At 46.6% G+C, this 24391-nt stretch carries 23 protein-coding genes; 17 read left to right on the forward strand and 6 right to left on the reverse strand.

Annotated features, from left to right (window positions below):
• The first annotated feature begins 9 nt into the window (after nucleotides 1–9).
• From gspD to ACQEXT_RS17155, 11 genes are read left to right on the forward strand one after another with little or no spacing between them, the layout of a single operon-like run.
• Entirely contained in the window at nucleotides 10–2034 is a 2025-nt protein-coding gene (gene gspD, locus ACQEXT_RS17105) for a type II secretion system secretin GspD (protein ID WP_426953021.1), read from the forward strand.
• Entirely contained in the window at nucleotides 2034–3524 is a 1491-nt protein-coding gene (gene gspE, locus ACQEXT_RS17110; RefSeq protein ID WP_426953022.1) for a type II secretion system ATPase GspE, read from the forward strand. Before gspD ends, gspE begins: the two co-directional genes overlap by 1 nt.
• Complete coding sequence (gspF, locus tag ACQEXT_RS17115) at nucleotides 3524–4750, forward strand: type II secretion system inner membrane protein GspF (protein ID WP_138972907.1); 1227 nt, start codon at nucleotides 3524–3526, stop codon at nucleotides 4748–4750. Before gspE ends, gspF begins: the two co-directional genes overlap by 1 nt.
• A 41-nt stretch (nucleotides 4751–4791) precedes the next feature.
• Nucleotides 4792–5235, forward strand: a complete 444-nt coding sequence (gspG, locus tag ACQEXT_RS17120; RefSeq protein WP_138972908.1) for a type II secretion system major pseudopilin GspG — start codon at nucleotides 4792–4794, stop codon at nucleotides 5233–5235.
• 21 nt (nucleotides 5236–5256) lie between these two features.
• Nucleotides 5257–5841: a type II secretion system minor pseudopilin GspH gene (gspH, locus tag ACQEXT_RS17125; RefSeq protein WP_426953023.1), complete on the forward strand. Its 585-nt coding sequence runs from the start codon at nucleotides 5257–5259 to the stop codon at nucleotides 5839–5841.
• Entirely contained in the window at nucleotides 5828–6184 is a 357-nt protein-coding gene (gspI, locus tag ACQEXT_RS17130) for a type II secretion system minor pseudopilin GspI (protein ID WP_138972910.1), read from the forward strand. The genes gspH and gspI overlap by 14 nt, the downstream gene beginning before the upstream one ends.
• Nucleotides 6171–6824, forward strand: coding sequence for a type II secretion system minor pseudopilin GspJ (gene gspJ / locus ACQEXT_RS17135; RefSeq protein ID WP_426953024.1), 654 nt, complete (start codon nucleotides 6171–6173; stop codon nucleotides 6822–6824). The genes gspI and gspJ overlap by 14 nt, the downstream gene beginning before the upstream one ends.
• Entirely contained in the window at nucleotides 6814–7827 is a 1014-nt protein-coding gene (gspK, locus tag ACQEXT_RS17140; protein ID WP_426953025.1) for a type II secretion system minor pseudopilin GspK, read from the forward strand. Before gspJ ends, gspK begins: the two co-directional genes overlap by 11 nt.
• Nucleotides 7793–9004 carry a type II secretion system protein GspL gene (gene gspL / locus ACQEXT_RS17145; RefSeq protein ID WP_426953026.1) on the forward strand — a complete coding sequence of 404 codons (1212 nt, stop codon included), beginning with the start codon at nucleotides 7793–7795 and terminating at the stop codon, nucleotides 9002–9004. Before gspK ends, gspL begins: the two co-directional genes overlap by 35 nt.
• A gap of 10 nt (nucleotides 9005–9014) precedes the next feature.
• Nucleotides 9015–9506, forward strand: coding sequence for a type II secretion system protein M (locus ACQEXT_RS17150; RefSeq protein ID WP_426953027.1), 492 nt, complete (start codon nucleotides 9015–9017; stop codon nucleotides 9504–9506).
• Nucleotides 9507–9510: 4 nt separating this feature from the next.
• Entirely contained in the window at nucleotides 9511–10272 is a 762-nt protein-coding gene (locus tag ACQEXT_RS17155; RefSeq protein ID WP_138972915.1) for a type II secretion system protein N, read from the forward strand.
• A 57-nt stretch (nucleotides 10273–10329) separates the two neighbouring features.
• Here ACQEXT_RS17155 and envZ read toward each other — a convergent pair whose 3' ends face one another.
• Both envZ and ompR read right to left on the reverse strand, forming a co-directional pair.
• Nucleotides 10330–11637, reverse strand: a complete 1308-nt coding sequence (envZ, locus tag ACQEXT_RS17160) for a two-component system sensor histidine kinase EnvZ (protein WP_138972916.1) — start codon at nucleotides 11635–11637, stop codon at nucleotides 10330–10332.
• 72 nt (nucleotides 11638–11709) lie between these two features.
• Nucleotides 11710–12429: a two-component system response regulator OmpR gene (gene ompR, locus ACQEXT_RS17165; protein ID WP_138972917.1), complete on the reverse strand. Its 720-nt coding sequence runs from the start codon at nucleotides 12427–12429 to the stop codon at nucleotides 11710–11712.
• A 174-nt stretch (nucleotides 12430–12603) separates the two neighbouring features.
• Between ompR and greB the strand changes: the two genes are divergently transcribed.
• Nucleotides 12604–13083 carry a transcription elongation factor GreB gene (gene greB, locus ACQEXT_RS17170; protein ID WP_426953028.1) on the forward strand — a complete coding sequence of 160 codons (480 nt, stop codon included), beginning with the start codon at nucleotides 12604–12606 and terminating at the stop codon, nucleotides 13081–13083.
• Nucleotides 13084–13142: 59 nt separating this feature from the next.
• On the opposite strand, the gene ACQEXT_RS17175 is transcribed toward greB, so the two are convergent.
• Nucleotides 13143–15029 (reverse strand): ATP-dependent zinc protease family protein, encoded by a 1887-nt coding sequence (locus tag ACQEXT_RS17175; protein WP_426953029.1) that lies wholly within the window; start codon nucleotides 15027–15029, stop codon nucleotides 13143–13145.
• A 225-nt stretch (nucleotides 15030–15254) separates the two neighbouring features.
• Here ACQEXT_RS17175 and ACQEXT_RS17180 point away from each other — a divergent pair, with 225 nt between their 5' ends.
• Nucleotides 15255–17573 carry a Tex family protein gene (locus ACQEXT_RS17180; protein WP_426953030.1) on the forward strand — a complete coding sequence of 773 codons (2319 nt, stop codon included), beginning with the start codon at nucleotides 15255–15257 and terminating at the stop codon, nucleotides 17571–17573.
• A 100-nt stretch (nucleotides 17574–17673) separates the two neighbouring features.
• Here ACQEXT_RS17180 and ACQEXT_RS17185 read toward each other — a convergent pair whose 3' ends face one another.
• The gene (locus ACQEXT_RS17185; protein WP_269376986.1) at nucleotides 17674–18144 is read right to left on the reverse strand and encodes an ATP-dependent Lon protease; all 471 of its coding nucleotides are present in this window, start codon (nucleotides 18142–18144) and stop codon (nucleotides 17674–17676) included.
• 110 nt (nucleotides 18145–18254) lie between these two features.
• A complete protein-coding gene (gene bioH / locus ACQEXT_RS17190) occupies nucleotides 18255–19061 on the reverse strand; it encodes a pimeloyl-ACP methyl ester esterase BioH (protein WP_426953031.1) in 807 nt (268 codons plus the stop codon).
• A 59-nt stretch (nucleotides 19062–19120) separates the two neighbouring features.
• Here bioH and ACQEXT_RS17195 point away from each other — a divergent pair, with 59 nt between their 5' ends.
• From ACQEXT_RS17195 to cysQ, 4 genes are all read left to right on the forward strand, one after another.
• Nucleotides 19121–19825 (forward strand): ComF family protein, encoded by a 705-nt coding sequence (locus tag ACQEXT_RS17195; RefSeq protein ID WP_426953032.1) that lies wholly within the window; start codon nucleotides 19121–19123, stop codon nucleotides 19823–19825.
• Nucleotides 19826–19911: 86 nt separating this feature from the next.
• The gene (gene nfuA / locus ACQEXT_RS17200) at nucleotides 19912–20499 is read left to right on the forward strand and encodes a Fe-S biogenesis protein NfuA (RefSeq protein ID WP_138972923.1); all 588 of its coding nucleotides are present in this window, start codon (nucleotides 19912–19914) and stop codon (nucleotides 20497–20499) included.
• A gap of 122 nt (nucleotides 20500–20621) precedes the next feature.
• Nucleotides 20622–21170: an ADP compounds hydrolase NudE gene (nudE, locus tag ACQEXT_RS17205; protein ID WP_138972924.1), complete on the forward strand. Its 549-nt coding sequence runs from the start codon at nucleotides 20622–20624 to the stop codon at nucleotides 21168–21170.
• Between the two features lie 60 nt (nucleotides 21171–21230).
• Nucleotides 21231–22058 (forward strand): 3'(2'),5'-bisphosphate nucleotidase CysQ, encoded by an 828-nt coding sequence (cysQ, locus tag ACQEXT_RS17210; protein WP_426953033.1) that lies wholly within the window; start codon nucleotides 21231–21233, stop codon nucleotides 22056–22058.
• A gap of 129 nt (nucleotides 22059–22187) precedes the next feature.
• Here cysQ and recG read toward each other — a convergent pair whose 3' ends face one another.
• The gene (gene recG, locus ACQEXT_RS17215) at nucleotides 22188–24266 is read right to left on the reverse strand and encodes an ATP-dependent DNA helicase RecG (protein ID WP_426953034.1); all 2079 of its coding nucleotides are present in this window, start codon (nucleotides 24264–24266) and stop codon (nucleotides 22188–22190) included.
• Between the last annotated feature and the right edge of the window lie 125 nt (nucleotides 24267–24391).

Here is a 24391-nt window from a genome sequence, read left to right on the forward strand (position 1 = left end):
GAGTGAAGAGTGAACCATTGGCTTAAAAAAAGCGCATGGCTTTTAGCGGGAAGCTTACTAGTATCACCAACAATGTCGGTAGCTGATGATTTTAGTGCCAGCTTTAAAGGCACAGACATCAGTGAGTTTATCAATATAGTTGGACGTAACTTAGAGAAGACGATCATCGTCGATCCTTCTGTGCGCGGTAAGATTGATGTACGTAGTTACGATATGTTGACCGAAGAGCAATATTACAGCTTTTTCCTCAATGTACTCGAAGTCTACGGTTTTGCTGTTGTTGAAATGGACAATGGCATTCTGAAAGTGATTAAAGCAAAAGATGCGAAAACGTCAGCCGTCCCTGTTGTAGGAGATGGCCATATCAATGGTGATGAGGTTGTTACTCGTGTTGTTGCTGTGCGAAACGTGTCGGTGCGTGAGCTTTCGCCGTTGTTGCGTCAATTGAACGACAATGCGGGTGCGGGTAACGTTGTTCACTACGATCCAGCGAACATTATCTTAATTACTGGACGCGCAGCGGTTGTGAATCGCTTGGCAGACATCATTAAGCGTGTAGACCAAGCGGGTGACAAAGAGATCGAGGTGGTAGAGCTATCGAACGCGTCTGCGGCAGAAATGGTGCGAATCGTTGAAGCTTTGAATAAAACGACGGAAGCCAAAAATACTCCAGCATTTTTGCAGCCAAATTTCGTCGCTGATGACCGCACTAACTCGATTTTAATTTCCGGTGATCCCCAAGTTCGTCAACGTCTGAGAAAGCTTATCCAACAGCTAGATGTTGAAATGGCATCCAAAGGTAACAACCGCGTCGTTTATCTTAAGTATGCCAAAGCGGAAGATTTAGTCGATGTCCTAAAAGGTGTGTCTGATAACTTACAAGCGGAGAAGTCGACGGGCACTAAAGGGAGCGGTACTCAGCGTGGTGAGGTGATGATCGCCGCTCACCCAGAGACGAATGCTCTGGTCCTTACTGCTCCGCCAGATATTATGATTGCTATCCAAGATGTCATTGCCCAGCTTGATATCCGTCGCGCACAAGTACTGATTGAAGCCTTGATCGTAGAAATGGCCGAAGGAGATGGGGTCAATCTAGGAGTACAGTGGGGTTCCCTAGAGAGCGGTGCGGTAATTCAATACGGAAATACGGGTGTACCGATTGGGCAAGTGATGGTCGGACTCGAAGAGGCTAAAGATACTACGACAACTGAGAGTTACTGGAACTCGACGACGAACAAGTGGGAGTCTCGCCAGTCGACTGAAAAAGGTAGCTACAGCACATTAGCTTCTGCCCTGTCTGGCGTTAACGGGGCTGCGTTGAGTGTTGTTATGGGCGATTGGACCGCTCTAATTAGCGCGGTTTCAACGGACTCAAACTCTAATATTCTATCTTCACCAAGTATTACCGTTATGGACAATGGTGAGGCGTCTTTCATCGTTGGTGAAGAAGTACCTGTTATTACGGGGTCGACTGCGGGCTCTAACAATGACAATCCGTTCCAAACGGTCGATCGTAAAGAAGTGGGTATCAAACTGAAAGTGGTGCCTCAGATTAATGAAGGTAATTCAGTCCAGCTCAATATCGAACAAGAAGTGTCCAATGTACTTGGGGCTAATGGTGCTGTCGACGTACGTTTTGCTAAGCGTCAGCTAAACACTTCTGTGATGGTTGAAGACGGTTCAATGATCGTATTAGGTGGCCTGATCGATGAGCGAGCGCTAGAAAGTGAATCCAAAGTGCCGCTATTGGGTGATATTCCGTATTTGGGGCATCTGTTTAAGTCAACCAGCACACAGGTTGAGAAGAAAAACCTCATGGTGTTTATCAAGCCAACCATTATTCGTGATGGTGTGACTGCGGATGGCATTACTCAACGTAAATACAATTTCATTCGTGCAGAACAGCTTTACAAGGCTGATCAAGGCCTAAAACTAATGAGCAATGACAATATCCCTGTGCTCCCTAAATTTGGTGAAGAAATCCGACACCCAGCTGAAATACAAGCGTTTTTAGACCAAATGGATAAACAGTAATGGACGTACAAGTCACGCCATACTCAAAGCGTCTACCATTTAGTTTTGCCAATCGGTTCAAGCTAGTGCTTGAACCGACTGAAGCGGGAATGGTGCTCTATTACGTTGAACCTATTTCAGTCCAAGCTTTGTTAGAAGTGAAGCGTTTTTGTGCCCAGACTTTTTCATTGCAGTCGATCAGTATCGAGGTGTTTGAAAGCAAACTAACGGAAGCCTATCAACGAGATTCTTCTGAAGCTCGTCAGCTAATGGAAGATATTGGCGCTGATAGTGATGACTTTTTCTCCTTGGCTGAAGATTTGCCACAAGATGAAGACTTGCTTGAGTCTGAAGATGATGCGCCGATTATCAAGTTGATTAATGCCATGCTAGGTGAAGCGATCAAGGAAGGTGCTTCAGATATCCACATCGAGACATTTGAAAAGAGTCTTTCTATCCGTTTTCGTGTTGACGGTGTGCTCCGCGAGGTACTTTCACCTAGTCGTAAACTAGCGCCGTTGCTAGTCTCACGCGTAAAAGTGATGGCTAGACTTGATATTGCTGAGAAGCGAGTACCACAAGACGGCCGCATTTCTCTGAGAATCGGTGGTCGAGCGGTTGATGTGCGTGTTTCAACGATGCCTTCTTCGCATGGTGAGCGAGTGGTTATGCGTCTACTCGACAAAAATGCCACACGGTTAGACTTGCATAGCTTAGGGATGACCCCGTCAAATCATGATGCATTTCGCGGCATGATTCAGCGACCACACGGTATTTTATTGGTTACTGGTCCGACTGGTTCGGGTAAATCAACAACCTTGTATGCAGGGTTGACGGAGATTAACAGCAACGAGCGAAACATTCTTACCGTCGAAGATCCGATTGAGTTTGATATTGATGGTATCGGTCAGACTCAAGTCAATCCAAAGGTTGATATGACGTTCGCCCGAGGCTTGCGTGCGATTCTTCGTCAGGACCCTGACGTGGTGATGGTGGGTGAAATCCGTGACCTTGAGACCGCGCAGATTGCAGTTCAAGCGTCTTTGACTGGTCACTTAGTGATGTCGACGCTCCATACCAATACGGCAATTGGTGCCATTACTCGTTTGAGAGACATGGGCATTGAGCCATTTTTAATCTCCTCTTCACTTCTTGGGGTTCTTGCACAACGTTTGGTTAGAACCTTATGCCCTAGCTGTAAGGAACCATATCAACCCGATGCCGAAACAAAAAAATTGTTTGCTATCGAGCCTGAAGCAGAGCTGACCTTATATCGAGCTTGTGGCTGTGAAGCGTGTAACTTTAAAGGTTATCGTGGGCGTACTGGTATTTATGAGCTTTTGGTCGTGGATGAAAATGTCCAGGCACTCATTCACAGTGAAGCGGGTGAGCAAGAGATAGAGAAGCATATCCGTCAGCATACTCCAAGTATTCGGAGTGATGGTTTGAGTAAAGTCCGTCAAGGCATTACGTCACTTGAGGAAGTAGTGCGAGTGACTAAGGAAAGCTAATGGCGGCATTTGAATATAAGGCTCTCGACGCTAAAGGCAAAACCAAAAAAGGCGTGATTGAAGGCGACAATGGTCGGCAGGTTCGAGCTCGGCTTAAAGAACAGGGTTTGATTCCAGTCGAAGTGAGTGAAACTCGCCAGCAAGCGAAAAAGAAGAGCGAACAGCCGTCTTTATTTCAGTTTAAGCGAGGTTTAAGTACACCTGATCTCGCTCTAGTGACCCGTCAACTGGCGACACTTGTTCAGTCCGGTATGCCATTAGAAGAGTGTTTAAAAGCCGTTTCCGAACAGTCAGAAAAACCTCGTATTCGCACCATGTTGTTGGCAGTGCGTTCCAAAGTGACAGAAGGTTATACCTTAGCGGACAGTTTGGCGGATTATTCTCATGTATTTGATGATCTGTTTCGCTCAATGGTTTCTGCTGGAGAAAAGTCAGGTCATTTGGATTCGGTTTTAGAACGATTGGCAGATTATGCGGAAAATCGTCAGAAGATGCGCTCCAAATTACAGCAGGCATTGATATACCCTGTGGTGCTGGTGGTGTTTGCGATCGGTATCGTCGCTTTCCTACTCGCAGCAGTCGTACCGAAAATCGTTGGTCAATTTGTACAGATGGGTCAGGAGTTACCTCAATCTACCCAGTTTTTGCTCGCTTCAAGTGAGTTTATTCAGAGCTGGGGGCTACAACTTCTTGTGGCCGTTATTGTGATGACTTATCTGTTTAAATACGCTTTGAGCAAGCCGAATGTACGTCTCAAATGGGACCGAAAAATTATCGCGATGCCACTGGTTGGGAAAATTGCTCGTGGGCTGAATACTTCTCGGTTTGCTCGTACATTATCGATATGTACCTCGAGCGCAATCCCTATCTTAGAAGGTATGCGGGTCGCGGTGGATGTTATGTCGAACCATTACGTCAAACAGCAGGTCTTAATTGCTACGGATAATGTTCGTGAAGGTTCAAGTTTGCGTCGAGCTTTGGAGCAGACCAAACTCTTCCCTCCAATGATGCTCCACATGATAGCCAGTGGTGAACAAAGTGGTGAATTAGAGGCGATGCTGACACGTGCTGCGGATAACCAAGATGCAAATTTTGAATCAACGGTGAATATTGCGTTAGGGATCTTTACTCCAGCACTGATCGCTCTTATGGCTGGGTTGGTTTTATTTATCGTTATGGCGACGTTAATGCCAATTTTAGAAATGAATAATTTAATGAGTTCATAATAGCTTTGAGCTTATCGAAGCTGCTTGTCGTGGAGAAAAAAATGAATAAGAAAATGAACGTTCAGAAAGGCTTTACTCTATTAGAGGTCATGGTCGTTGTCGTCATTCTAGGGATTTTAGCGAGCTTTGTTGTTCCTAACTTATTAGGTAACAAAGAGAAAGCGGATCAGCAAAAAGCAATCACTGACATTGTTGCGTTAGAGAATGCGCTTGATATGTACAAGTTGGATAACAGTGTTTACCCATCAACGGATCAAGGTCTTGAAGCGCTGGTAACGAAGCCATCAAATCCTGAACCACGCAATTATCGTGATGGTGGCTATATCAAACGTCTACCATCAGACCCATGGGGCAACGACTATCAATATTTAAGCCCAGGCGACCACGGCAGTATTGATATCTTTACCTTAGGTGCAGATGGTCAAGAGGGCGGTGAAGGCGCTAACTCGGATATTGGTAACTGGAATATTCAAGATTTTCAGTAAGACATCCAAGTTAGGTTAACTATGCGTCGTCACGCAGGCTTTACTCTGCTAGAGATATTGTTGGTATTGGTGCTGATATCTCTGGCATCCGTAGCCGTTATTTCAACACTGACCGTCAGTGCCGAAGATGTTGCAAAGAAGCAAGCCCAAGCGCTGTTTTATCGCATTCAACTGCTCAATGAAGAGGCGATGCTAAGTGGGCGTGATTTCGGCTTAAATATCAATGAGGAAAAGTCGACTTATCAATTTATGCATTTAACCTCCAAGGGGTGGCAGAAACTGGATGAACAACATATTCCAGAGAAAACCGAGTTGGACTCGGGATTGGCATTGATGCTGCAACTTGGGGGGGATGTCTGGAGCGATAAAGAGCGACTTTTTGAGCCAGGTAGCCTGTTCGACGAGGAGATGTTTGCTGAACAAGATGACGAGAAAAAACGCCCACCTCCTCAAGTCTTCATTATGTCGAGTGGAGAAATAACACCTGTATCAGTTGCTATTTATCCGCAGCAGAAAGATGCTGAACGTGATGCATGGCACATAGTGGTTAAAGAGAGTGGACAGATACTGTTGCTGGCTCCAGGAGAACGTGATGAAGGCGAGTAAACGTGGTTTTACCTTGCTGGAAGTATTGGTGGCATTAGCGATTTTTGCGACCGCAGCGATAGCGACGATTCGTTCTGTTAGCCAGCATATTAATACGCTCAACTTCTTGGAAGAGAAAACTTTTGCGAGCATGGTGGCAGACAATCAGATGGCGAAAGTGATGCTATCAGGACGAAAACCAAGCAAGCAAAAAGGAACTGAAATGTTAGCTGAACGTGAATGGTTTTGGTCGGTAGAGCCTGTTTCTACAGCGGGTGATCTTCTGCAAGCATTTGACGTGAAAGTGGCAGCAAGTGCGAAAGGAACACCCGTTGTGACGGTAAGAAGCTATGTACCGAAGTAGTCAGTCTTCCTCGCATGGTTTCACCTTAATTGAAGTTCTTGTCGCTATCGCGATTTTTGCCAGTTTGAGTATTGGAGCCTATCAGGTGCTCAATCAAGTTCAGCGCAGTAATGAACTGTCACTTGAACGTAGTGAACGGCTAAAAACGCTACAGAGAACGTTAGTTTTTATGGACAACGATTTTCGCCAAATGGCGCTGCGTCAATCGCGCACCAATGGTGAGGAGCCATCTCTAGAGCTGATTCATTGGCAAGATTACCTACTTGATTCTGATGCTAAAGGCGTAATGTTTGTGCGCTCTGGCTGGCATAACCCCCAACAGCAATTCCCGCGAGGGGAGGTGAGCAAAGTGGGGTATCGATTAAAAGAAGGCGAGTTACAGCGGGTGTGGTGGCGATACGTTGACACTCCAGTTGGCCAAGAAGGGATAGTGATGCCCTTGATTGATAAGGTCGACTCCTTTGATTTACGTTTTTACGATGGCAACCAGTGGTTAGAACGCTGGGAAACGAATTATACCTTGCCGAAAGCTGTGCTAGTGAAGTTGGTATTTGAGGATTACGGAGCAATAGAACGTATCTATCTAACTGCTGGTGGTGCTTTAGAGGTCGACGAGGAGCAAAACGCGGATGGGTCGTAAGCAGCGTGGTGTGGCTCTGATTATTGTTTTGTTGCTCTTGGCGGTGATGGTCAGTATCGCTGCGAGTATGGCTGACCGTTTGTTTGGTCAGTTTAGGCGCGCGAGCAATCAGCTCAACTACCAACAAGCTTATTGGTATAGCGTGGGCGCGGAAGCGTTGGCTGAAGCAGGGTTGAAACAGAGCTTTAGAGACTCAGATACCATCAATCTTTCTCAGCCATGGGCACTGGAGGAACAAACCTATCCATTGGATTACGGAACTCTGAAAGGGCGCTTAGTTGATAAACAGGCCTGCTTTAACCTCAATGCTTTAGCTGCCGTCACTGACCAGCCTAGTTCCAGCCGTTCGCCGTATTTAGTGGAAGTCTTTCAGCGTTTGCTCGAGGAACTAGAGGTGGAAAGCTATCAGGCAGAGATAATTTCTCAATCGTTGTGGGAATATTTGGATAGTAATGATGTCAGCAATTCCTCTGCAGGTGTCGAAGACAGTTACTATGAATCTATCTCTCCGGCTTACCTTACTGCCAATAGTATGTTGTCAGATAGCTCTGAGCTGAGAGCGGTGAATCAGGCTTCTGGTGAGGTGGTGCACAAGGTATTGCCTTATGTGTGTGCAATACCTACGTCTGACTTTCGCCTCAATGTGAATACACTGCAACCTGATCAAGCAGAGTTGCTGTCTGCACTGTTCTATCCACATTTGGCGACCAGTGAGGCAAAAAAACTCCTTGATAGTCGCCCTTTTGATGGCTGGACGACGGTTGATGAAATGCTTAGTGAAGGGGCCTTTTCTGGTATTGATGAAAAGGTGCTGCAACAGGCTAAGGGTTACCTTGCCGTCACAAGTGCTTATTTTGAAATGGATGTGGAGATCGTCGTTGATGACTCCCGAGTAAGAGTTAGAAGCTTGCTCTTTAGTAATAATCAAGAAACTGCGACGGTTATTCGCCGTCGCTTCGGAGGTATCGGTGAACGAGTTTCTGATCGTTCGACTGAGCAATAATCCGACCTTAGCTGTTCAATGGTTAGTATGGTCGGTGACACAGCAGGAAGTGATTGCGAGTGGCGAGCTTGCGAACCAAGATGCTATTGCGGACATCGCGCCGTATGGGGAAAACCGACGTACGATCGTTTTGCTCTCTGCTTCGAGCTTAGTGCTAAACGATATCGCGATCCCCGCGGGTGCCAGTCGTCAGCTTGAAGCGATGCTGCCGTACGTAATGGAAGATGAGCTGGCACAAGATGTTGATCAGCTCCACTTTACCATTTTTCATAAAGGTAACGGACGTGCTCAGGTGTGTGCGGTTGATAGCGAATGGTTAACACATATTCTGCAACGTTTGACAGCGATTGGTTGTCAGATTCAAAAAGTGCTGCCAGACGTATTAGCTTTGCCCGAGTCAAAGGGGATTTCCGCTGTTGAACTTGATGGACAATGGCTACTGAAGAAATCGACGTATTCAGGGATATCAATTGACAGCGAGTGGTTGGCTCTAGTGGCGCAGTCTGACTGGGTGAAACGTGAGGATGAGTGTTTGCCGTTAACGGCCTATTCCGCTTTGCCTGAATTGGAATTGGATGAAGAGCAAGATTGGCAAGAGACTCAGCCTCAGTTGGTGATGCAGTTACTTGCTGAACAAGCCGTTGCCAGCAAACTGACTTTGCTCACTGGGCGATTTAAGCCTAAGTCTTCATTTGGTCGTTACTGGAAAACATGGCAGAAGGTAGCTGTAGCTGCAGTATTGCTGCTCGCTGTCATCGTGGTCGACAATGTACAGAAGATACAGCGTTATGAAGCGCAAGCCACAGCGTATCGAGCGGAAAGTGAGCGTATTTTCCGCCAGTTGGTGCCAGGCAAAAATAAAATACCGACAGTCAGTTACTTAAAGCGTGAATTGGAACAGCAAGCACGATTGATGTCAGGGTCTGGCCGCGATAATTCCATATTAAGCATCCTTGCCACCTTACCGCCAATATTGAGCCAAGTGCCCTCTTTGGATCTGGTGAGCTTTAAGTACGACAGCAATAGAAATGAGGTAAGAGTGCAAGCTCAAAGTAAAGACTTTCAAACCTTTGAGAAAGCTGCAGAGTTGTTAGCCACTCGATTCGAGGTTGAGCAAGGGCAACTTAACCGCTCTGGGAGCCTAGTCAATGGCTCATTTATTTTGAAACCATTGTGAGGTGTATTGAGTGAATAATTTACTGACGTCCTTACAAACGTGGTGGCTAAGTATCTCTCAGCGAGAGCAACGCTTAGTGGTTGTGTGTGTTTTTTTTGCTGTCCTTGGAAGTGTCTACTGGGGGATCGTACAACCCATCGCTCAAAGGGCTGATGATGCACAGATGCGTATCCAAAGTGAGAAACAGCTTTTGGCTTGGGTTAAAAGCAAGGGTGATGAGATCAGCAAGCTAAAAGCACAGGGCGGTCTGACGGTGTCGAGTATGCCAATTAACCAGGCCATTTCATCAAGCGTTAAACGTTTTAATGTTGAGCTTATTCGTGTCCAGCCTCGTGGAGAGCAATTTCAAGTTTGGATTGCGCCAATGCCATTCAATCAGTTTGTTAGCTGGATTGCCTACTTACAAGAGACATACGGGATTGAGGTCGTATTTCTGGATGTAGATAAAGGCGCTCAAGATGGCGTGGTCGAAGTGAATCGATTGCAGTTAGGTAGGGGTTAACAGAGTGAAGAAAACCATTCTATCGGGTCTATTCATCAGTAGCGTGTTTGTCGTAAGTGCGATGTTTCACATGCCTGCACAGTTCATTCTTCAATATGCGCCTTTACCCAGTGCATTGCGCGTAGCTGATATCGAAGGGACGGTATGGCAGGGAAGTGCCCAGCAAGTTCAATGGCAGGGCACAAATTATGGGGCACTCAACTGGCAGTTTAATCTGGTTAAGATGCTCGCGGGTTCTCTAGAGGCGCAAATTCGTTTTGGCAGAGGCAGTGACCTCTCACTCCAAGGTCGAGGTGTGATTGGTTACGACTTCAGTGGCTTTTATGCGCAAAACCTTATTGCCGCTATTTCCGTCGAAGAAATGATTAAGTTTATCCCTCGCTTACCTGTACCGTTGGATCTCGAAGGTCAGGTTGAGGTCAATCTTCGCTCCTATCGCTACGCCCAACCATATTGCGATAGCGCTCAAGGAAGCTTAGTGTGGAATACTCAAGTGGTGAGTACGCCACTGGCAGATCTCTATCTCGGGCCGGTCATTGTACAATTTAGTTGTCAGCAGAGTCGTATTGATGTGCAAGGAGAGCAGCAGAGCCAAGAGGTTGAAAGTGGCTTCAGTGCTGAGGTTGGGGCGAGTAGCTACAAGCTGAGTGCTTGGTTTAAGCCGTTAGCGGAGTTCCCTCAAGCGTTACAACAACAGCTCAAGTGGCTGCCAGAGCCTGCGGATAGTGATGGTAAATACCATTTCAACAATCAAGGGCAATGGTAACTGCTAGGTATCGAGCAACAATGTATAAGGGCAGCGTGATTCACGCTGCCCTTTTGATTATTTGCTGGCGGGAAAACTGATTTGTACTCTTAAACCGCCACCACTGCGATTATTAACGATAACCGAACCGTTATGTTGGCTAACAATTCGTTTGACTATCGCAAGTCCAAGTCCAGTACCTTCGCTTCCTCGAGCGGTATCACCGCGAGTAAAAGGTTCAAACAGTTTGCTAATCTGGTTCTGTTCAATGCCAGGGCCGTTATCTTCAACACAGACCCAAACCAGTTTGTTGTCTGCGGTGATGCCGGTGCTGACCTTTATCCATCCATTTCCATATCGAATCGCATTCACAACGAGGTTACTAACGGCCCGTTTAATCGCGATAGGGCTGCCGAGCGTCTCTTTAAGTGGTTGAACCAAAGCGGTTTCAATTTGTACTTCATACCCACCTTCTGATGAGGCGACATCGTTAGCAATTTCATTCAAATCGACAGAGACAAATGACTGCTTGTTCACGGGCTTTAGATAGTCCATGAACTGGCTGATGATTTCATTACACTCTTCGGTGTCGCTAATAATGCCTTCTGCAAGATAGCTATCTTCTGGTGACATCATTTCGGTCGCTAATCGGATGCGGGTTAGAGGGGTTCTTAGATCATGGCTGATACCCGCCATCAATAGGGCGCGATCTTCTTCTAGAGCCTGAATGCCTTTTGACATCTGATTAAATGCGCGTGTTACGGAGCGAATTTCTGAAGCGCCTTTTTCCGGAAGTGGTGGTGGAATCTCCCCTCGTCCTACGACTTTCGCTGCCTTTTCTAAAGCAATAAGTGGTCGATTTTGTAAACGAATAAATAACCAACCACCGGCTACGATAAGTAGCGCCATGATCAAGCTGTTACGAAACAGCGGTGTGAAGTCTTCTTCCTGTAGTTCGGAGAGGGGAATACGTAACAGCGACCCTGGCAGAGAATCGATCTTCATCCATAACACATAGCTGTCGTTACCCAACATCATTCGCACATCTGTGGGTGAGCCAAGTTCATTGCTCATCTCCTCACTCATCAAGTCGATCGACACTGCATGGTAGTACTCGTCAGCAATCGGGCTATCTTCAGCATGGATGGTGACACCAAGCTGCTCCAAAACTCGTCTGCGTAGAGGTGCATCCATTGCTAGTTCATCCTCGAGGCTTGCCGAGTCATCAAGCATTAGGTTTATTTCATGCCCGAGGATTTTATTGAACTGTTGCAGGCTAGGCATTAACGCGTAGTTGAACACGGCGTAGTAAGAATAGACCTGACTTGCGATTAGTAGAGTAAGAAAGATAAAGATGGATTGTGTAAATGAGCTGCGAATGCGCATAACGCCAACCTTAGTGGAGTAGAAACGAAGAGTGCGAGACCGGGTCTCGCACTCTAGTAAATCTGGAAACTGTTAGGCTTCTTTACCATCAGGGACAAAGACGTAGCCCAATCCCCAAACGGTTTGGATGTAACGAGGTTTACTTGGGTCGACCTCGAGCATACGGCGCAAACGTGAGATCTGTACGTCTATCGAACGTTCCATTGCTGAGTATTCACGACCTCTAGCCATGTTCATCAATTTATCGCGAGACATTGGTTCACGTGCGTTTGTCACAAGTGCTTTCAGTACAGCGAATTCACCTGATGTTAGGGGCATCGATTCTTCGCCACGGAACATTTCACGAGTTCCTAAGTTGAGACGAAATTCACCAAACTCAACGATCGACTCTTCGCTGCTTGGTGCGCCCGGTAACTCAATGGTTTGTCGACGAAGAACCGCCTTGATACGCGCGAGTAGTTCTCGTGGGTTAAAAGGTTTTGGTAGATAGTCATCTGCACCGACTTCAAGGCCGACAATACGATCGATCTCATCACCTTTCGCTGTCAGCATTAGAATGGGTAGCGTATTATTCGCATTACGCAGGCGACGGCAGATGGATAAGCCATCTTCACCTGGCAGCATTAAGTCGAGAACCATCAAGTGGAAGTTTTCACGAGTTAGCAGGCGGTCCATTTGCTCGCTATTGGCAACACTACGAACTTGGAATCCTTGCTCAGACAAGTAACGCTCTAGTAGTGCACGAAGACGTGCATCATCATCAACAACTAAGATCTTGTGATTTTCTTGCATGTAATGGTTCCACCTATTTGATAAGCACGCACTAAAACAGGGTAGAGGAAGACTTACCCATTGCGCAGCTTAAAATGTAACACTGTTCACGCTCTAGTGGAGCAAAGAATTGTTAACGTTTATTTCCTTTTTAGCTAATGTATATCGTAACTTCAATCTAATAACGTCAAAAATATGAAAACAAACCTAATAACCCGAGAAGGCTACGACCGACTCAAGCGCGAGCTTGATTTTTTGTGGAGGGAAGAGCGCCCTGAGGTCACTAAAAAAGTGACTTGGGCTGCGAGTCTTGGTGACCGCAGTGAGAACGCAGACTACCAGTACAATAAGAAGCGCCTGCGAGAGATTGATCGTCGCGTTCGTTATCTGAGAAAGCGACTCGAACAGGTTAAGGTGGTTGACTATTCGCCCCAGCAGGAAGGCAAAGTCTTCTTTGGAGCGTGGGTTGAAATCGAAAATGAAGCTGGTGAGGTCAAGTCATTCCGTATCGTGGGGCCTGATGAAATTTATGGGGACGCCAAAGGGTATATTTCGATTGACTCTCCGATGGCTCGTGCGTTGCTTAAAAAAGAAGTTGATGATGAATTCTGTGTGAGAACGCCCGATGGTGACAAAGAGTGGTTTGTGAATCGCATTCGCTATTCAGCTGATTAAGGAAGGTTTCACCCACAGTATAAGTCCCGCCTATATAGCGGGACTTTGTATTTCGGTTTCTATTGAGCAGGCTCACTAACGAGATAGTTGCTTTCGCTGGCAACTACGGCCCCATACTTGAGGAAGTTCTTACCCAAAATCATGCTGTAATGGAAACGACTCCGATCCTGTAAATTGACGCGAATGTTTTTCTCAAGATGGCCAAGCGATACATGCATTTCGACAACAGGCCGTGTTGTCGCCTCTTCGCCCTTTTTGGCTGTAATCGTCATGTTATCGACCACTTTACGAGTGAAATCCTGTTTGACACCCTGATCGTTTTCATAGGTAAAGCTCACCATTTGCTGACCATTGCGTTTAAACAACTTGATGTTTTGCGCATTGATGGAGCTGACGTCGGCTCCAGTGTCTAACTTCACAGGGATACTCATACCTTCGACTAAAGCCTCCTCAATATGCCCGGCTTTAAACAGTGGATAAACATCAAGTAGGTGTTCACTGCGCGTATTGATGAGGACACCATCTTTTGACATTTTCTGGCCGATGACAAAGTAATCTTCTGACTCATTTTCATCTAACACGTCTATCGCATAAGGAAGTTCCACCGGCTCTCCGTAGAGCATGAAGGTACCGAATACCACTGGGCGAATAGAGTCGCCGACCTTGAGTTTTTTGTTGATAGGCTTTGAAAACTGCTTGGCTTCCCCTTCATGGTTGGTCAGATAGTAGGTCACCCAGTCTTTGCCATTCTTATCGAACATCTCGAAACTGCTGACTTTGAGTAGCGGTGTTTTGACCGTCAAAGATGGTTGAGCTTCTAAGATAACGTCATCTAAATCGATAGATTCGCTGCCTGAAACTTGCATTGCTTTAGAGCGAGGGTTGAAGAACTTAGGGCTGCCAGACAGTAAGGACTTTTGTTTGGTATCAACCATAAAGTGTCGATTCAACGTCTCTTTGCCTAATCGCAGTTGAGATCCATATTGACTTCGGTCACTCAAATAGACCAGCCAGTATTGAGTCGGTTGATTGGGAGTATCTATTGGTACAAACACCATTGGACGCGGTTTGCCACCGACACTGAGTTGCCTAATGACAGGTAGCGTCAGCGCTTTTTTCTCGCCTTGGCGGTTTTCAATTGTGAAAGTCACCCGTTGAGTCTTCGAGTCTACGTTGACGTCTTTGGCATGCAAAACGCTGTAGTTACTATGAAGTGAGTAGCTAATCTTTTGTTGGATACCTGCGATGGTGACCGTTTCTGCCCGACCGAGAAGCTGGGCCTGTTTTTGCTGTTGTAGATAGTCATATCCAGCAAGAACCCATGCGTTGTTGCTAAGGAAGGTTTTGCCAATCAGAATCGGAGAGGAAAATTGGCTTCGGTCGGTTAAGTTTACCTCTGTCATTACCGTTTTATCTGCGATGGTTAGAGGTAGGGTGACCGTTGGTCGCAAGATTGGCTGCTTCTGAGTTCGGTTTCGAATCACGCTGACACGAGTAATCGGTCTAGTAATTTCTATAGCCTCACCAGTGTATGGGTGAGTGATGGTGAAAGACACGCTGACTTGATAAGGGGCAAACAGCCCTGCATGCCACTTATCATAGTGAACGTTATCAATTGCTGGATGAGCAATGAGTGCTTTCATTAACTCTTGATCGCGCAATTGACTAAATTCTGGATGGCGACTGGACACATGAATATTGGTGGCATGCATTGAGGTGGTATCCGCACCGGTATCAATCTTGCCCGCAAAGGCTATCGTTTTTAGCGGCTCTACATCACTAAGGTAGACACTTTCTACTCGACCCAGCACCAATTTATCCTCAAGAGTGTAAAGAGGATGCTGTGTGGTTGCACTCAGCGCAGAATTGAGAGAGCTATTATCCGCGATAGAGAGTGACGAAAAGAAAACGGATAATACAGAAAAGGCCAGCAAGATTTTTTTCATAGTGGTTCCATATATTCATTGTTCGTTCAAAGACTTGAACGAAGTTAGTTCCAATTTTCAAATTTTAGTTCGAATGATAGCAATAGTTCTGACATAACTTTCACACAATTGCCAACCTATCGTTCTAACTATTGCGTAACCTTGCTAGCGGTAGCAAAAAGTGTTGGTTTTTACCTTTGTTACCCCAATATATTAGACGTTTAACTTAGAAAAGAGATTCAACGGATGAGCCAAGCTATCTGTAATTTGATTGCTCAGGAACTCAATGTTCGCCCTGAGCAAGTCACTGCGGCTGTTAACCTGATTGATGATGGTAATACCGTTCCGTTTATCGCGCGTTATCGTAAAGAGGTGACGGGTGGTTTAGATGATACTCAGCTGCGAAACCTAGATAGTCGCTTATCCTATTTGCGTGAGCTAGACGAACGTCGCCAAACTATCCTGAAGTCGATTCAGGAACAGGGAAAAATGACGCCTGAGCTAGAAGCTGAAATACATCAGGCAGATAGTAAAACTCGCCTAGAAGATCTTTACCTGCCGTACAAACCAAAACGTCGCACTAAGGGACAGATTGCGATTGAAGCGGGACTTGAGCCGCTAGCCGATAAACTGTGGAATGAGCCGCAAACCGATCCCGAAGTTGAGGCGGCGGGTTACATCTCTGCCGAGAACGGCATTGAAGATACTAAAGCTGCGTTGGATGGTGCTCGTGCGATCGTGATGGAACGCATTGCAGAAGATGCGAACTTGCTAGAAAAAATTCGTCACCACCTTAACCGCAATGCTGAGTTGGTATCTCGTGTTGTCGCAGGAAAAGAGCAAGAAGGTGAGAAGTTTAAAGACTACTTTGAGCACAATGAAGCCCTAAACAAAGTCCCTTCGCATCGTGCATTGGCGATGTTGCGCGGCCGCAACGAAGGCTTCTTAACCTTGGCGATGAACGCAGATCCGGCGCAAGATGAAGGTGTCCGTCAATCGTATTGTGAGACGATTATTAGTGACCACTATGGTATTTCATTAAGTAGCGCTCCAGCTGATGCTTGGCGCAAACAGGTGATCAGTTGGGCATGGCGCATCAAGGTGTCTATGCATATGGAAACCGAGTTGATGGGCGCGATGAAAGAGCGCGCAGAGATTGAAGCCATCGAAGTGTTTGCTACTAATCTCAAAGACTTGTTAATGGCGGCTCCGGCTGGTCCTCGTGCGACATTGGGCCTTGACCCTGGCTTACGTACTGGCTCCAAAATTGCGGTTGTAGACTCGACTGGTAAAGTCTTGGCGACAGAAACGATTTATCCTCATCCTCCGCAAAAACAGTACGATAAATCGGCGCAAATTGTTGATGCTTTGGTACGTAAATACAATGTTGACTTGATTGCGATTGGCAATGGTACTGCTTCACGTGAAACGGACAGTTTCGTGGCTGATCTTATTAAGCGTGGCAATCTTAAAGTCCAGAAGGTCATGGTCAGCGAAGCGGGCGCTTCGGTTTACTCTGCATCTGAGTTGGCGGCGAATGAATTCCCTAATCTTGATGTTTCATTGCGGGGCGCGGTGTCTATCGCCCGTCGTCTGCAAGACCCGCTTGCTGAGTTAGTGAAAATCGATCCTAAATCTATAGGTGTTGGTCAGTATCAGCATGATGTGAGTCAGTCGATGCTGGCTAAACGACTTGATGCGGTAGTTGAAGACTGTGTGAACGCGGTGGGTGTTGATGTCAATACGGCATCGCCAGCACTTCTTACACGAGTCGCAGGTCTATCAAGCACTATTGCACAAAACATCGTTGATTATCGTGATGCGAATGGCCGTTTTGAAGCGCGCTCGACCCTTAAAAAAGTGGCACGTTTAGGGCCTAAAGCCTTTGAACAGTGTGCTGGTTTCTTGCGTATTATGGATGGTAAGAACCCGCTTGATGCCTCTTCGGTTCACCCAGAAGCGTATCCAGTCGTTAAAGCCATTGCAGAGAAAAACCAAAAAGATATCAAAGCTCTGATTGGTGACACTCAGTTCCTACGTGGTCTGCATGCGGTGGATTACACCGATGAAAACTTTGGTGTGCCAACGGTTACTGACATCATTAAAGAGCTTGATAAGCCAGGTCGTGACCCTCGTCCAGAGTTTAAGACGGCGACCTTTGCTGATGGCGTTAATGAGGTATCCGACTTAGAGATTGGAATGGTTTTGGAAGGCGTGGTTTCCAACGTGGCTAACTTTGGTGCCTTTGTCGATATCGGTGTTCATCAAGATGGTTTGGTTCATATTTCTGCTTTAACTGACCGTTTTGTCTCTGACCCGCGTGAAGTGGTCAAGGCCGGTGATATTGTTAAAGTGAAGGTCATGGAAGTCGATGTACAACGCAAACGAATCGCGCTTTCTATGCGTCTCAATGATGAGCCGGGACAAGACAATCGAGCTCAGCGTTCTGCGTCGCCGCGTGGGCAGCAGCGCCAGACACAGGGTAGCCAAAGTCGCCGTGATGAGTCACAGAACAATGCGATGGGTGGCGCGTTTGCCGCAGCCTTTGCCAAAGCCAAACGCTAATTGAGTCACCGCAAGTAAGAGAAAAAGCAAATCCCCGCAGTAGAGATACTGGCGGGGATTTTTTCGGCATTACTTAATCGAAGTAAACCTCGATTGAGTACTACAACACCGCAATTACATCAGAAGGTGTATTGGGAGCAACCGCATCGCCGTAATGGAATTTAATTACGGTTCTACGTTTGGCCATTTTCCCTTCTGTTATCGCCGCATCGATTATGCGTTTCGGCAAGCGAAAACGCATGGCGTAGCCTTTACCTTGATGTTCGCTGTAACTGTCTAGCGCCAGCAACTGAAATAGCCTTTCGAGTGTGTCCTTGGGCTCTTCCTGATAAAGCGAAATTGCTTCACCACTTTGTTCCGTCTCATAGCTTGGGTGCTCTGAAGGATCCCATGATGATTGCTTTCGCCGTTTATCGTCCGCTGTTACCTTTCGTTCTGCGTTGCTCTTGGTCAATGCAATCGTAGGAGCAACAGGTTCGCGAACTTTGTTGTCGCGTGCCGCTTGTTCCGTTTGCACATTAACCGATGGGGCGATGAGTGGAACACTTACGTTCGTAGGTGATACGAGCATATTTTATCTCCTCACGCCCAACCTAGAGAGTTGTTACTCCGTTCGGTTAGTCTATTTATCGACCAATTTAGTCAGATGTTTAGCGACGTTTACAATTTGTTGCACAAACCCTATTTTTGGGTGTCTTGAGAAACAAAAAGCAGCACTTGCTGGCAGAAGTTACCCAACTCGGTCATAAAAGGGGCGTGAGAGGAGTCAGAAAAGACATATTGGTCGCTGTGGGGCATTAAGCGTTCCACGTCACTGGCGACTTTGATTGGAACTAATCCATCTAGCCGCCCATATAGGCGAAGAACGGGAATTGTCAGTCGTTCTAGTTCCGCTCGGTAGTCAATGTCCGCTAGGAGTTTGAGCCCAGCCAGCAGCGCATCTGGGTTGGGAGTAGGGCGCGATAACACGGCTTTTTTAAGCTGCTTTACGTCTTGTCTTGCAGATGGACTGCCCATTGCCTGCAATGCCATAAATCGCTCAATAGTAAGTTGAAAATCCTCGACCAGTTGTTCAGTAAAGGCGCTCAGAACGTTTGGTTGAATACCTCGCCAAGGACGCTCAGCGGCAAATTTCGGTGAGCTTGCGACAGTGATCAGTTTGGTGACTCGTAGGGGGTGGTTTAGCGCAATATGTGTTGCCAGGAGGCCACCTAGTGACCAGCCGATCCAAGTCGCTTGTTGTGGCGCGCTAGCAAGCACTTGCTGGGCAAGATCGTCCATGTTGATGAAGCTGGATTGATGGCTATGGCCAAACCCTGGTAGGTCAACAACGTGCACGCGATAATGCTTGCTGAGTTCAGTCACGGTTTGTTGCCAAACTGCGCCATTCATTCCCCAGCCATGAATGAGGACGATATCCGCTCCTTCGCCACAACTGTGCCAATATAAAGCTTCGGTCTTGCTCTCAGTCTCTGCCACTTTTTCCATCCCTAAAATCCTTACTCTATCGCCACAATTAGAATGTCATCGTTGTTTGGAGTTGAGGTATGTTAGCGCAAAGGGTAGGAAAATACATCGCGGACCTGTTACCTGTGTATTGTGGTATATGCTCGCTGGAAGTGGACTCGACGACAGAGATTCAAGGTGTCTGTCGACATTGCAGCCAATATTTTGAGCCTTTACCACGTTGTCTGCGTTGTGGTTTGCCTATGGTTACCGAGGCGTTCGCTTGTGGTGAGTGCCTCAAGCGTCCACCCATTTGGCAACGAGTCTATTGCGTCGGAGATTACCAGTTTCCCCTATCCAATTACGTTTATCGCTATAAGTACCGAGGGCAATTTTGGTTGAGTGGTCAATTGTCTTCTATGCTGGCGGCAAGAATTGAACAACCAGCACAACTAGTGACCAGTGTGCCGATGCACTGGCGACGTTATTGGGTGCGCGGCTACAACCAAAGTGATTTGCTGGCGCAGGCGATAGCCCGCAAACTCAACGTATCTTATCAACCTCTTTTTAGGCGATTAAGAGCAACACCACCGCAAGCAGGATTAAGTAGAGTTGAACGAAAAGAGAACTTACTCAATGCGTTTGCTTTGCAAGGTCAGCAAGCCCTCACGCAACATGTGGCAATTGTTGATGATGTTCTCACCACAGGTAGTACGGTGTATCATTTATGCAAACTACTGCTTGAAGCCGGAGTCAAAACCGTTGATATTTACTGCATCTGTCGGACTCCTGAACCCGCAAGTTAGCTGAATTTAACTAAAACGCTAGATCTCTCAGCTTTCAGGAGTAGAATGGTCAACTAATAGCCTACAAAATTACTCAGGTATTCGTCGTGTCAAATACAATTACTATTACTGAAACTGCCCAAAAACACTTTGCTAACCTATTGGAACAGCAACCTGACGGCACTAATATTCGTGTATTCGTTGTTAACCCTGGAACCCAGAATGCAGAGTGTGGTGTTTCTTACTGCCCACCTGAAGCCGTTGAAGCTACGGATACTGAGCTAGCTTTTGACGCTTTCTCTGCTTATGTCGATGAGTTAAGTCTTCCATTTCTAGAAGATGCAGAGATCGATTTTGTCACCGACAAAATGGGCTCACAACTTACTCTTAAAGCGCCTAATGCTAAAATGCGCAAAGTCTCTGATGATGCACCGCTCGTTGAGCGTGTCGAGTATGTCATTCAGACACAAGTGAACCCACAGCTTGCTGGCCACGGCGGTCACGTAAATCTTGTTGAGATCACCGAAGATGGCATTGCAATTGTTGCGTTTGGCGGTGGGTGTAATGGTTGTTCAATGGTTGACGTAACACTTAAAGAAGGCATCGAGAAAGAACTGCTACAACAGTTTGAAGGTGAATTGTCTGCCGTACGTGATGCAACGGAACACGATCGTGGTGAGCATTCTTACTACTAATCACGTTATTTAAACCGAATGAAATACATAGGGTTGGCCGTTGAGCTGACCCTTTTTTTGTTTTCAAAGCGGACTAATTTCTCATATATTAAGAACTTCAATTTTTGCATAGGAGCAAGCTTGTGGCTAAAAGGACTCCACCAGAAATTCTGGCCAAGAATACGGTCGCGCAATCACGATTATTCGCAATTGAAGCGTTAGATCTCCGCTTTAGTAATGGTGAAACGCGCACTTATGAACGAATGAAACCTAGTGGTCGCAATGCTGTGATGATGGTACCTGTGACGGCGCAAGGGGATATTTTACTTGTTCGTGAGTATGCCGCAGGAACTGAGCGTTATGAGCTTGGCTTTCCGAAAGGACTGATTGATGCTGGCGAATCACCGCAACAAGCGGCTGTGCGTGAATTGAAAGAAGAAATAGGTTTTGGTGCTCACAAACTTACTCCTTTAAAAGAGGTGGTGCTTGCCCCATCCTATTTCTCCAGCAAAATGACCCTATTCATTGCAGAGGATCTATACTCAGAGCAATTGGAAGGTGATGAACCTGAACCGTTAGAAGTGGTTCGTTGGCCTTTAGCACAAGCTGAAGAGTTGCTAACGCACCTCGATTTTAGTGAAGCGCGGAGTATTACTGCGTTGTTGCTGGCTCTACAAAGACTAAAACCATAATCAACGCCCCCTCAATTTAGACAACAGGGAAGCAGATACGTAGAGCGCTAAGGATTTTTTATGCCAATAACTGAAGACTATTCGCATCATTTACCTGCAGTGATAGAGATTGCTCGTTCAGCAGGGCAATTGATTCTCGATATTTATGAGAAAAAAGAGTACGAAGAGTACACCAAGAGTGACGAGACGCCTGTTACCAGCGCAGATATCGCCGCACATAAGCTAATTGTAGAGAAACTGTCTGATCTGACTCCTGATATCCCAGTGTTATCAGAAGAGGCGGCAGATATTAGCCTGGAGAAGCGTTCACAGTGGAATTGCTATTGGTTAGTGGATCCACTCGATGGTACACAAGAGTTTATTGCCCGTAGTGGAGACTTTGCGACCATTATTGCGCTGGTGGAGAACCATAAGCCCGTAATGGGAGTGGTTTATGGCCCTGTCTCTGGTGTCACTTATTACGCCTATCAAGGCAAAGGCGCGTGGAAGATCCCGGATCTTAGCGAAAGTGTGCGTATTAAGGCTCATCAGCATGACGGGAAGGCAAGTCCAATTGCGATCGCGATTAGTCGCCGTCAGGATATTAACCGTATTACCAATCGAATGAGCAGTAGTTGGAACTATGATTTGATTCCTCTTGGCTCAGCTGCGCTTAAAGCATGTTTAGTTGCTGAAGGGGCTGTGGATTGTTATTTGCGTCTAGGTCCGACGGGTGAATGGGATACAGCGGCCACTCAGTGTATTGTTGAGGAAGCGGGGGGAAGAATTTTAAGTACGCTCCTTGAACCCTTGTCATACAACGAACGAGAAACATTAGAGAACCCGAATTTTATCGTGCTAGGTGATGAGAGCCTACCGTGGGATGAGATTTTGCAAGTTAAAGGCTAGTTGCAAGCTTTTAGCCGCGAGCTTCGAGAAGGAGAGCTTGATATGATTGCTCTCTACGATAACTTCTCGTAGCTCGTAGCTCGTAGCTCGTAGCTCGTAGCTCGTAGCTCGTAGCTCGTAGCTCTTCACTTACGCCTTCGAATACACATCCCTCTCTCCTAACCAGCGATCTATGATTGCGACGGCATTGTCGGGATAGTTGTCATGAATATGGCGTGCGATACGCTGAACTTCGGGGATTAAGCGTTGATCTCGTACCAAATCGGCAATTTTGAAATTCGCCATTCCTGTCTGTTTGGTCCCGAGTAACTCGCCTGGACCACGTATTTCCAGATCTTTTTGTGCAATCACAAACCCATCGTTGCTCTCTCTAAGCACACCTAAGCGTTTTTGAGCGGTTTTCGATAGTGGTGAGTGATAGAGCAGAACACAGTGGCTTGCGACGCTACCACGTCCAACACGGCCTCTCAACTGGTGAAGTTGGGCCAAACCTAGACGTTCTGGGTTTTCGATAATCATCAAGCTTGAATTTGGCACATCTACACCAACTTCAATGACTGTGGTTGCCACTAACAGATGGAGCTTATTGTCTTTAAAATCCTGCATCACAGCTTGTTTTTCTGCCGGTTTCATTCGTCCATGTACCAAGCCAATTTTTACGTCAGGTAGCTTTCGTTGTAGCTCTTCCGCGGTGTCCGCGGCCGCTTGTGCTTCAAGGACCTCAGATTCATCAATCAGGGTACAGACCCAGTATGCTTGTTTGCCTTCATTGAGGCAGGCGTTTCGTACACGATTAACGATGTCATCGCGTTTCGTATCGGGTATCGCTACGGTCTGAATCGGCGTTCTACCTGGAGGCAGTTCATCGATAACTGATGTTTCTAGATCCGCATAAGCGGTCATGGCTAAAGTACGTGGAATAGGTGTAGCCGTCATAATCAACTGATGTGGATAGGCACCTTGCTTGGCGCCTTTTTCACGCAGTTCAAGCCTCTGGTGAACACCAAAACGGTGTTGCTCATCAATAATCACAAGCGCTAAGTGATCAAATGCCACATGTTCTTGAAACAGAGCGTGGGTGCCCACGACCATTTGTGCTTCTCCACTGGCGATCTTAGCCAGTTCAGTTTCTTTGGCTTTGCCTTTTAGTTTTCCAGCTAGCCAGCCGACTTTTATGCCCATCGGTTCCAACCAGTTGGCAAAATTGAGCGCGTGTTGCTCCGCGAGCAGTTCCGTTGGTGCCATTAGCGCAACCTGATAACCGTGCTCAAGTGCGCGTAGTGCGGCAAGGGCAGCAACTAAAGTCTTACCAGACCCAACATCTCCCTGTACCAAGCGCATCATTGGGTGTGCTTTTTCTAAGTCCTGTTCTATTTCTTGTACGACACGTGTTTGAGCATTGGTGGGTGAAAAAGGCAGTTGATCAAGTAATTGCTGTTTGAACTTATTGCTGGCAGGTAAAGGTAGTGCCGCATCCTGCTGTCCTTTACTACGCACAGATAGCATAGAGAGATTCTGTGCCAATAACTCTTCCATAATGAGGCGAATTTGTGCAGGGTGTTTACCTTGGTCAAATTGCTCCAGATCGATACTTGGAGGTGGTCGATGAATGGTGTGAAGTGCTTGAGCTAGCGTTGTTTGATGGTCATAGAGTCCGCTAGGAAGCAGCTCTTGAACGGCGCTTTTATCGAGTAGCTCTAACGCCTGATCCGCTAGGTTACGTAGTGTAATTTGTCTAAGGCCATCTGTAGTCGGGTAGACAGGGGTCAGAGTCTGCTCAACTTCAGCCGTTTGATTGGGTGCATAGAATTTGTAGTCTGGGTGAACAATCTCTAGACCGTAACCTCCACGCTTAATTTCTCCATAGGCGTGAACCATCTTGCCTTGGCTAAAGTTGTTCTTCATCGCCGCAGTGAAATTAAAGAAGCGCAGGGTGATTGTGCCGTTTCCATCACTTATTTTGACCGTTAACATTTTCCGTTTCCCAAACAGTGTATCAACACTCATCACGGTTCCTTGCACTGCTGCCCATAGGCCTGCATGCAATTTAACGATGGGATAGATCCGGGTGCGATCTTCATAACGCAAAGGTAAATGAAAAAGCAGATCTTGGACGGAGTTGAGCCCTATTTTAGCAAGCTTTTCTGCGACTTTGGCACCGACACCAGTCAGTGAAGTCAGGGGAATGGCAGATAAGAGTTGGGACATAACTAAGCTCGCTAAGTTATTCAATCGGTTAGTAAGGCTATCAGCATTAATAGTTAACCATTGGACTGTGTTTTTGTACAGGAAAAAATGAAGGGCGAAGATCGGGCTGCGCCCTGAGAGAATCT

This window comes from Vibrio sp. TRT 29B02, assembly GCF_050113655.1.
In the GTDB taxonomy this organism is placed as follows: Bacteria; Pseudomonadota; Gammaproteobacteria; order Enterobacterales; family Vibrionaceae; genus Vibrio.

What these genes read in the sequence shown, in the direction of transcription:
- ACQEXT_RS17175 (WP_426953029.1), bottom strand. Translation starts at nt 15,029, where the DNA reads ATGAAAAAAATCTTGCTGGCCTTTTCTGTATTATCCGTTTTCTTTTCG.
- greB (WP_426953028.1), top strand. Translation starts at nt 12,604, where the DNA reads ATGAAAACAAACCTAATAACCCGAGAAGGCTACGACCGACTCAAGCGC.
- ACQEXT_RS17180 (WP_426953030.1), top strand. Translation starts at nt 15,255, where the DNA reads ATGAGCCAAGCTATCTGTAATTTGATTGCTCAGGAACTCAATGTTCGC.
- ACQEXT_RS17185 (WP_269376986.1), bottom strand. Translation starts at nt 18,144, where the DNA reads ATGCTCGTATCACCTACGAACGTAAGTGTTCCACTCATCGCCCCATCG.
- cysQ (WP_426953033.1), top strand. Translation starts at nt 21,231, where the DNA reads ATGCCAATAACTGAAGACTATTCGCATCATTTACCTGCAGTGATAGAG.
- gspF (WP_138972907.1), top strand. Translation starts at nt 3,524, where the DNA reads ATGGCGGCATTTGAATATAAGGCTCTCGACGCTAAAGGCAAAACCAAA.
- envZ (WP_138972916.1), bottom strand. Translation starts at nt 11,637, where the DNA reads ATGCGCATTCGCAGCTCATTTACACAATCCATCTTTATCTTTCTTACT.
- ACQEXT_RS17195 (WP_426953032.1), top strand. Translation starts at nt 19,121, where the DNA reads ATGTTAGCGCAAAGGGTAGGAAAATACATCGCGGACCTGTTACCTGTG.
- gspI (WP_138972910.1), top strand. Translation starts at nt 5,828, where the DNA reads ATGAAGGCGAGTAAACGTGGTTTTACCTTGCTGGAAGTATTGGTGGCA.
- gspH (WP_426953023.1), top strand. Translation starts at nt 5,257, where the DNA reads ATGCGTCGTCACGCAGGCTTTACTCTGCTAGAGATATTGTTGGTATTG.
- gspE (WP_426953022.1), top strand. Translation starts at nt 2,034, where the DNA reads ATGGACGTACAAGTCACGCCATACTCAAAGCGTCTACCATTTAGTTTT.
- gspJ (WP_426953024.1), top strand. Translation starts at nt 6,171, where the DNA reads ATGTACCGAAGTAGTCAGTCTTCCTCGCATGGTTTCACCTTAATTGAA.
- bioH (WP_426953031.1), bottom strand. Translation starts at nt 19,061, where the DNA reads ATGGAAAAAGTGGCAGAGACTGAGAGCAAGACCGAAGCTTTATATTGG.
- recG (WP_426953034.1), bottom strand. Translation starts at nt 24,266, where the DNA reads ATGTCCCAACTCTTATCTGCCATTCCCCTGACTTCACTGACTGGTGTC.
- gspK (WP_426953025.1), top strand. Translation starts at nt 6,814, where the DNA reads ATGGGTCGTAAGCAGCGTGGTGTGGCTCTGATTATTGTTTTGTTGCTC.
- gspG (WP_138972908.1), top strand. Translation starts at nt 4,792, where the DNA reads ATGAATAAGAAAATGAACGTTCAGAAAGGCTTTACTCTATTAGAGGTC.
- ompR (WP_138972917.1), bottom strand. Translation starts at nt 12,429, where the DNA reads ATGCAAGAAAATCACAAGATCTTAGTTGTTGATGATGATGCACGTCTT.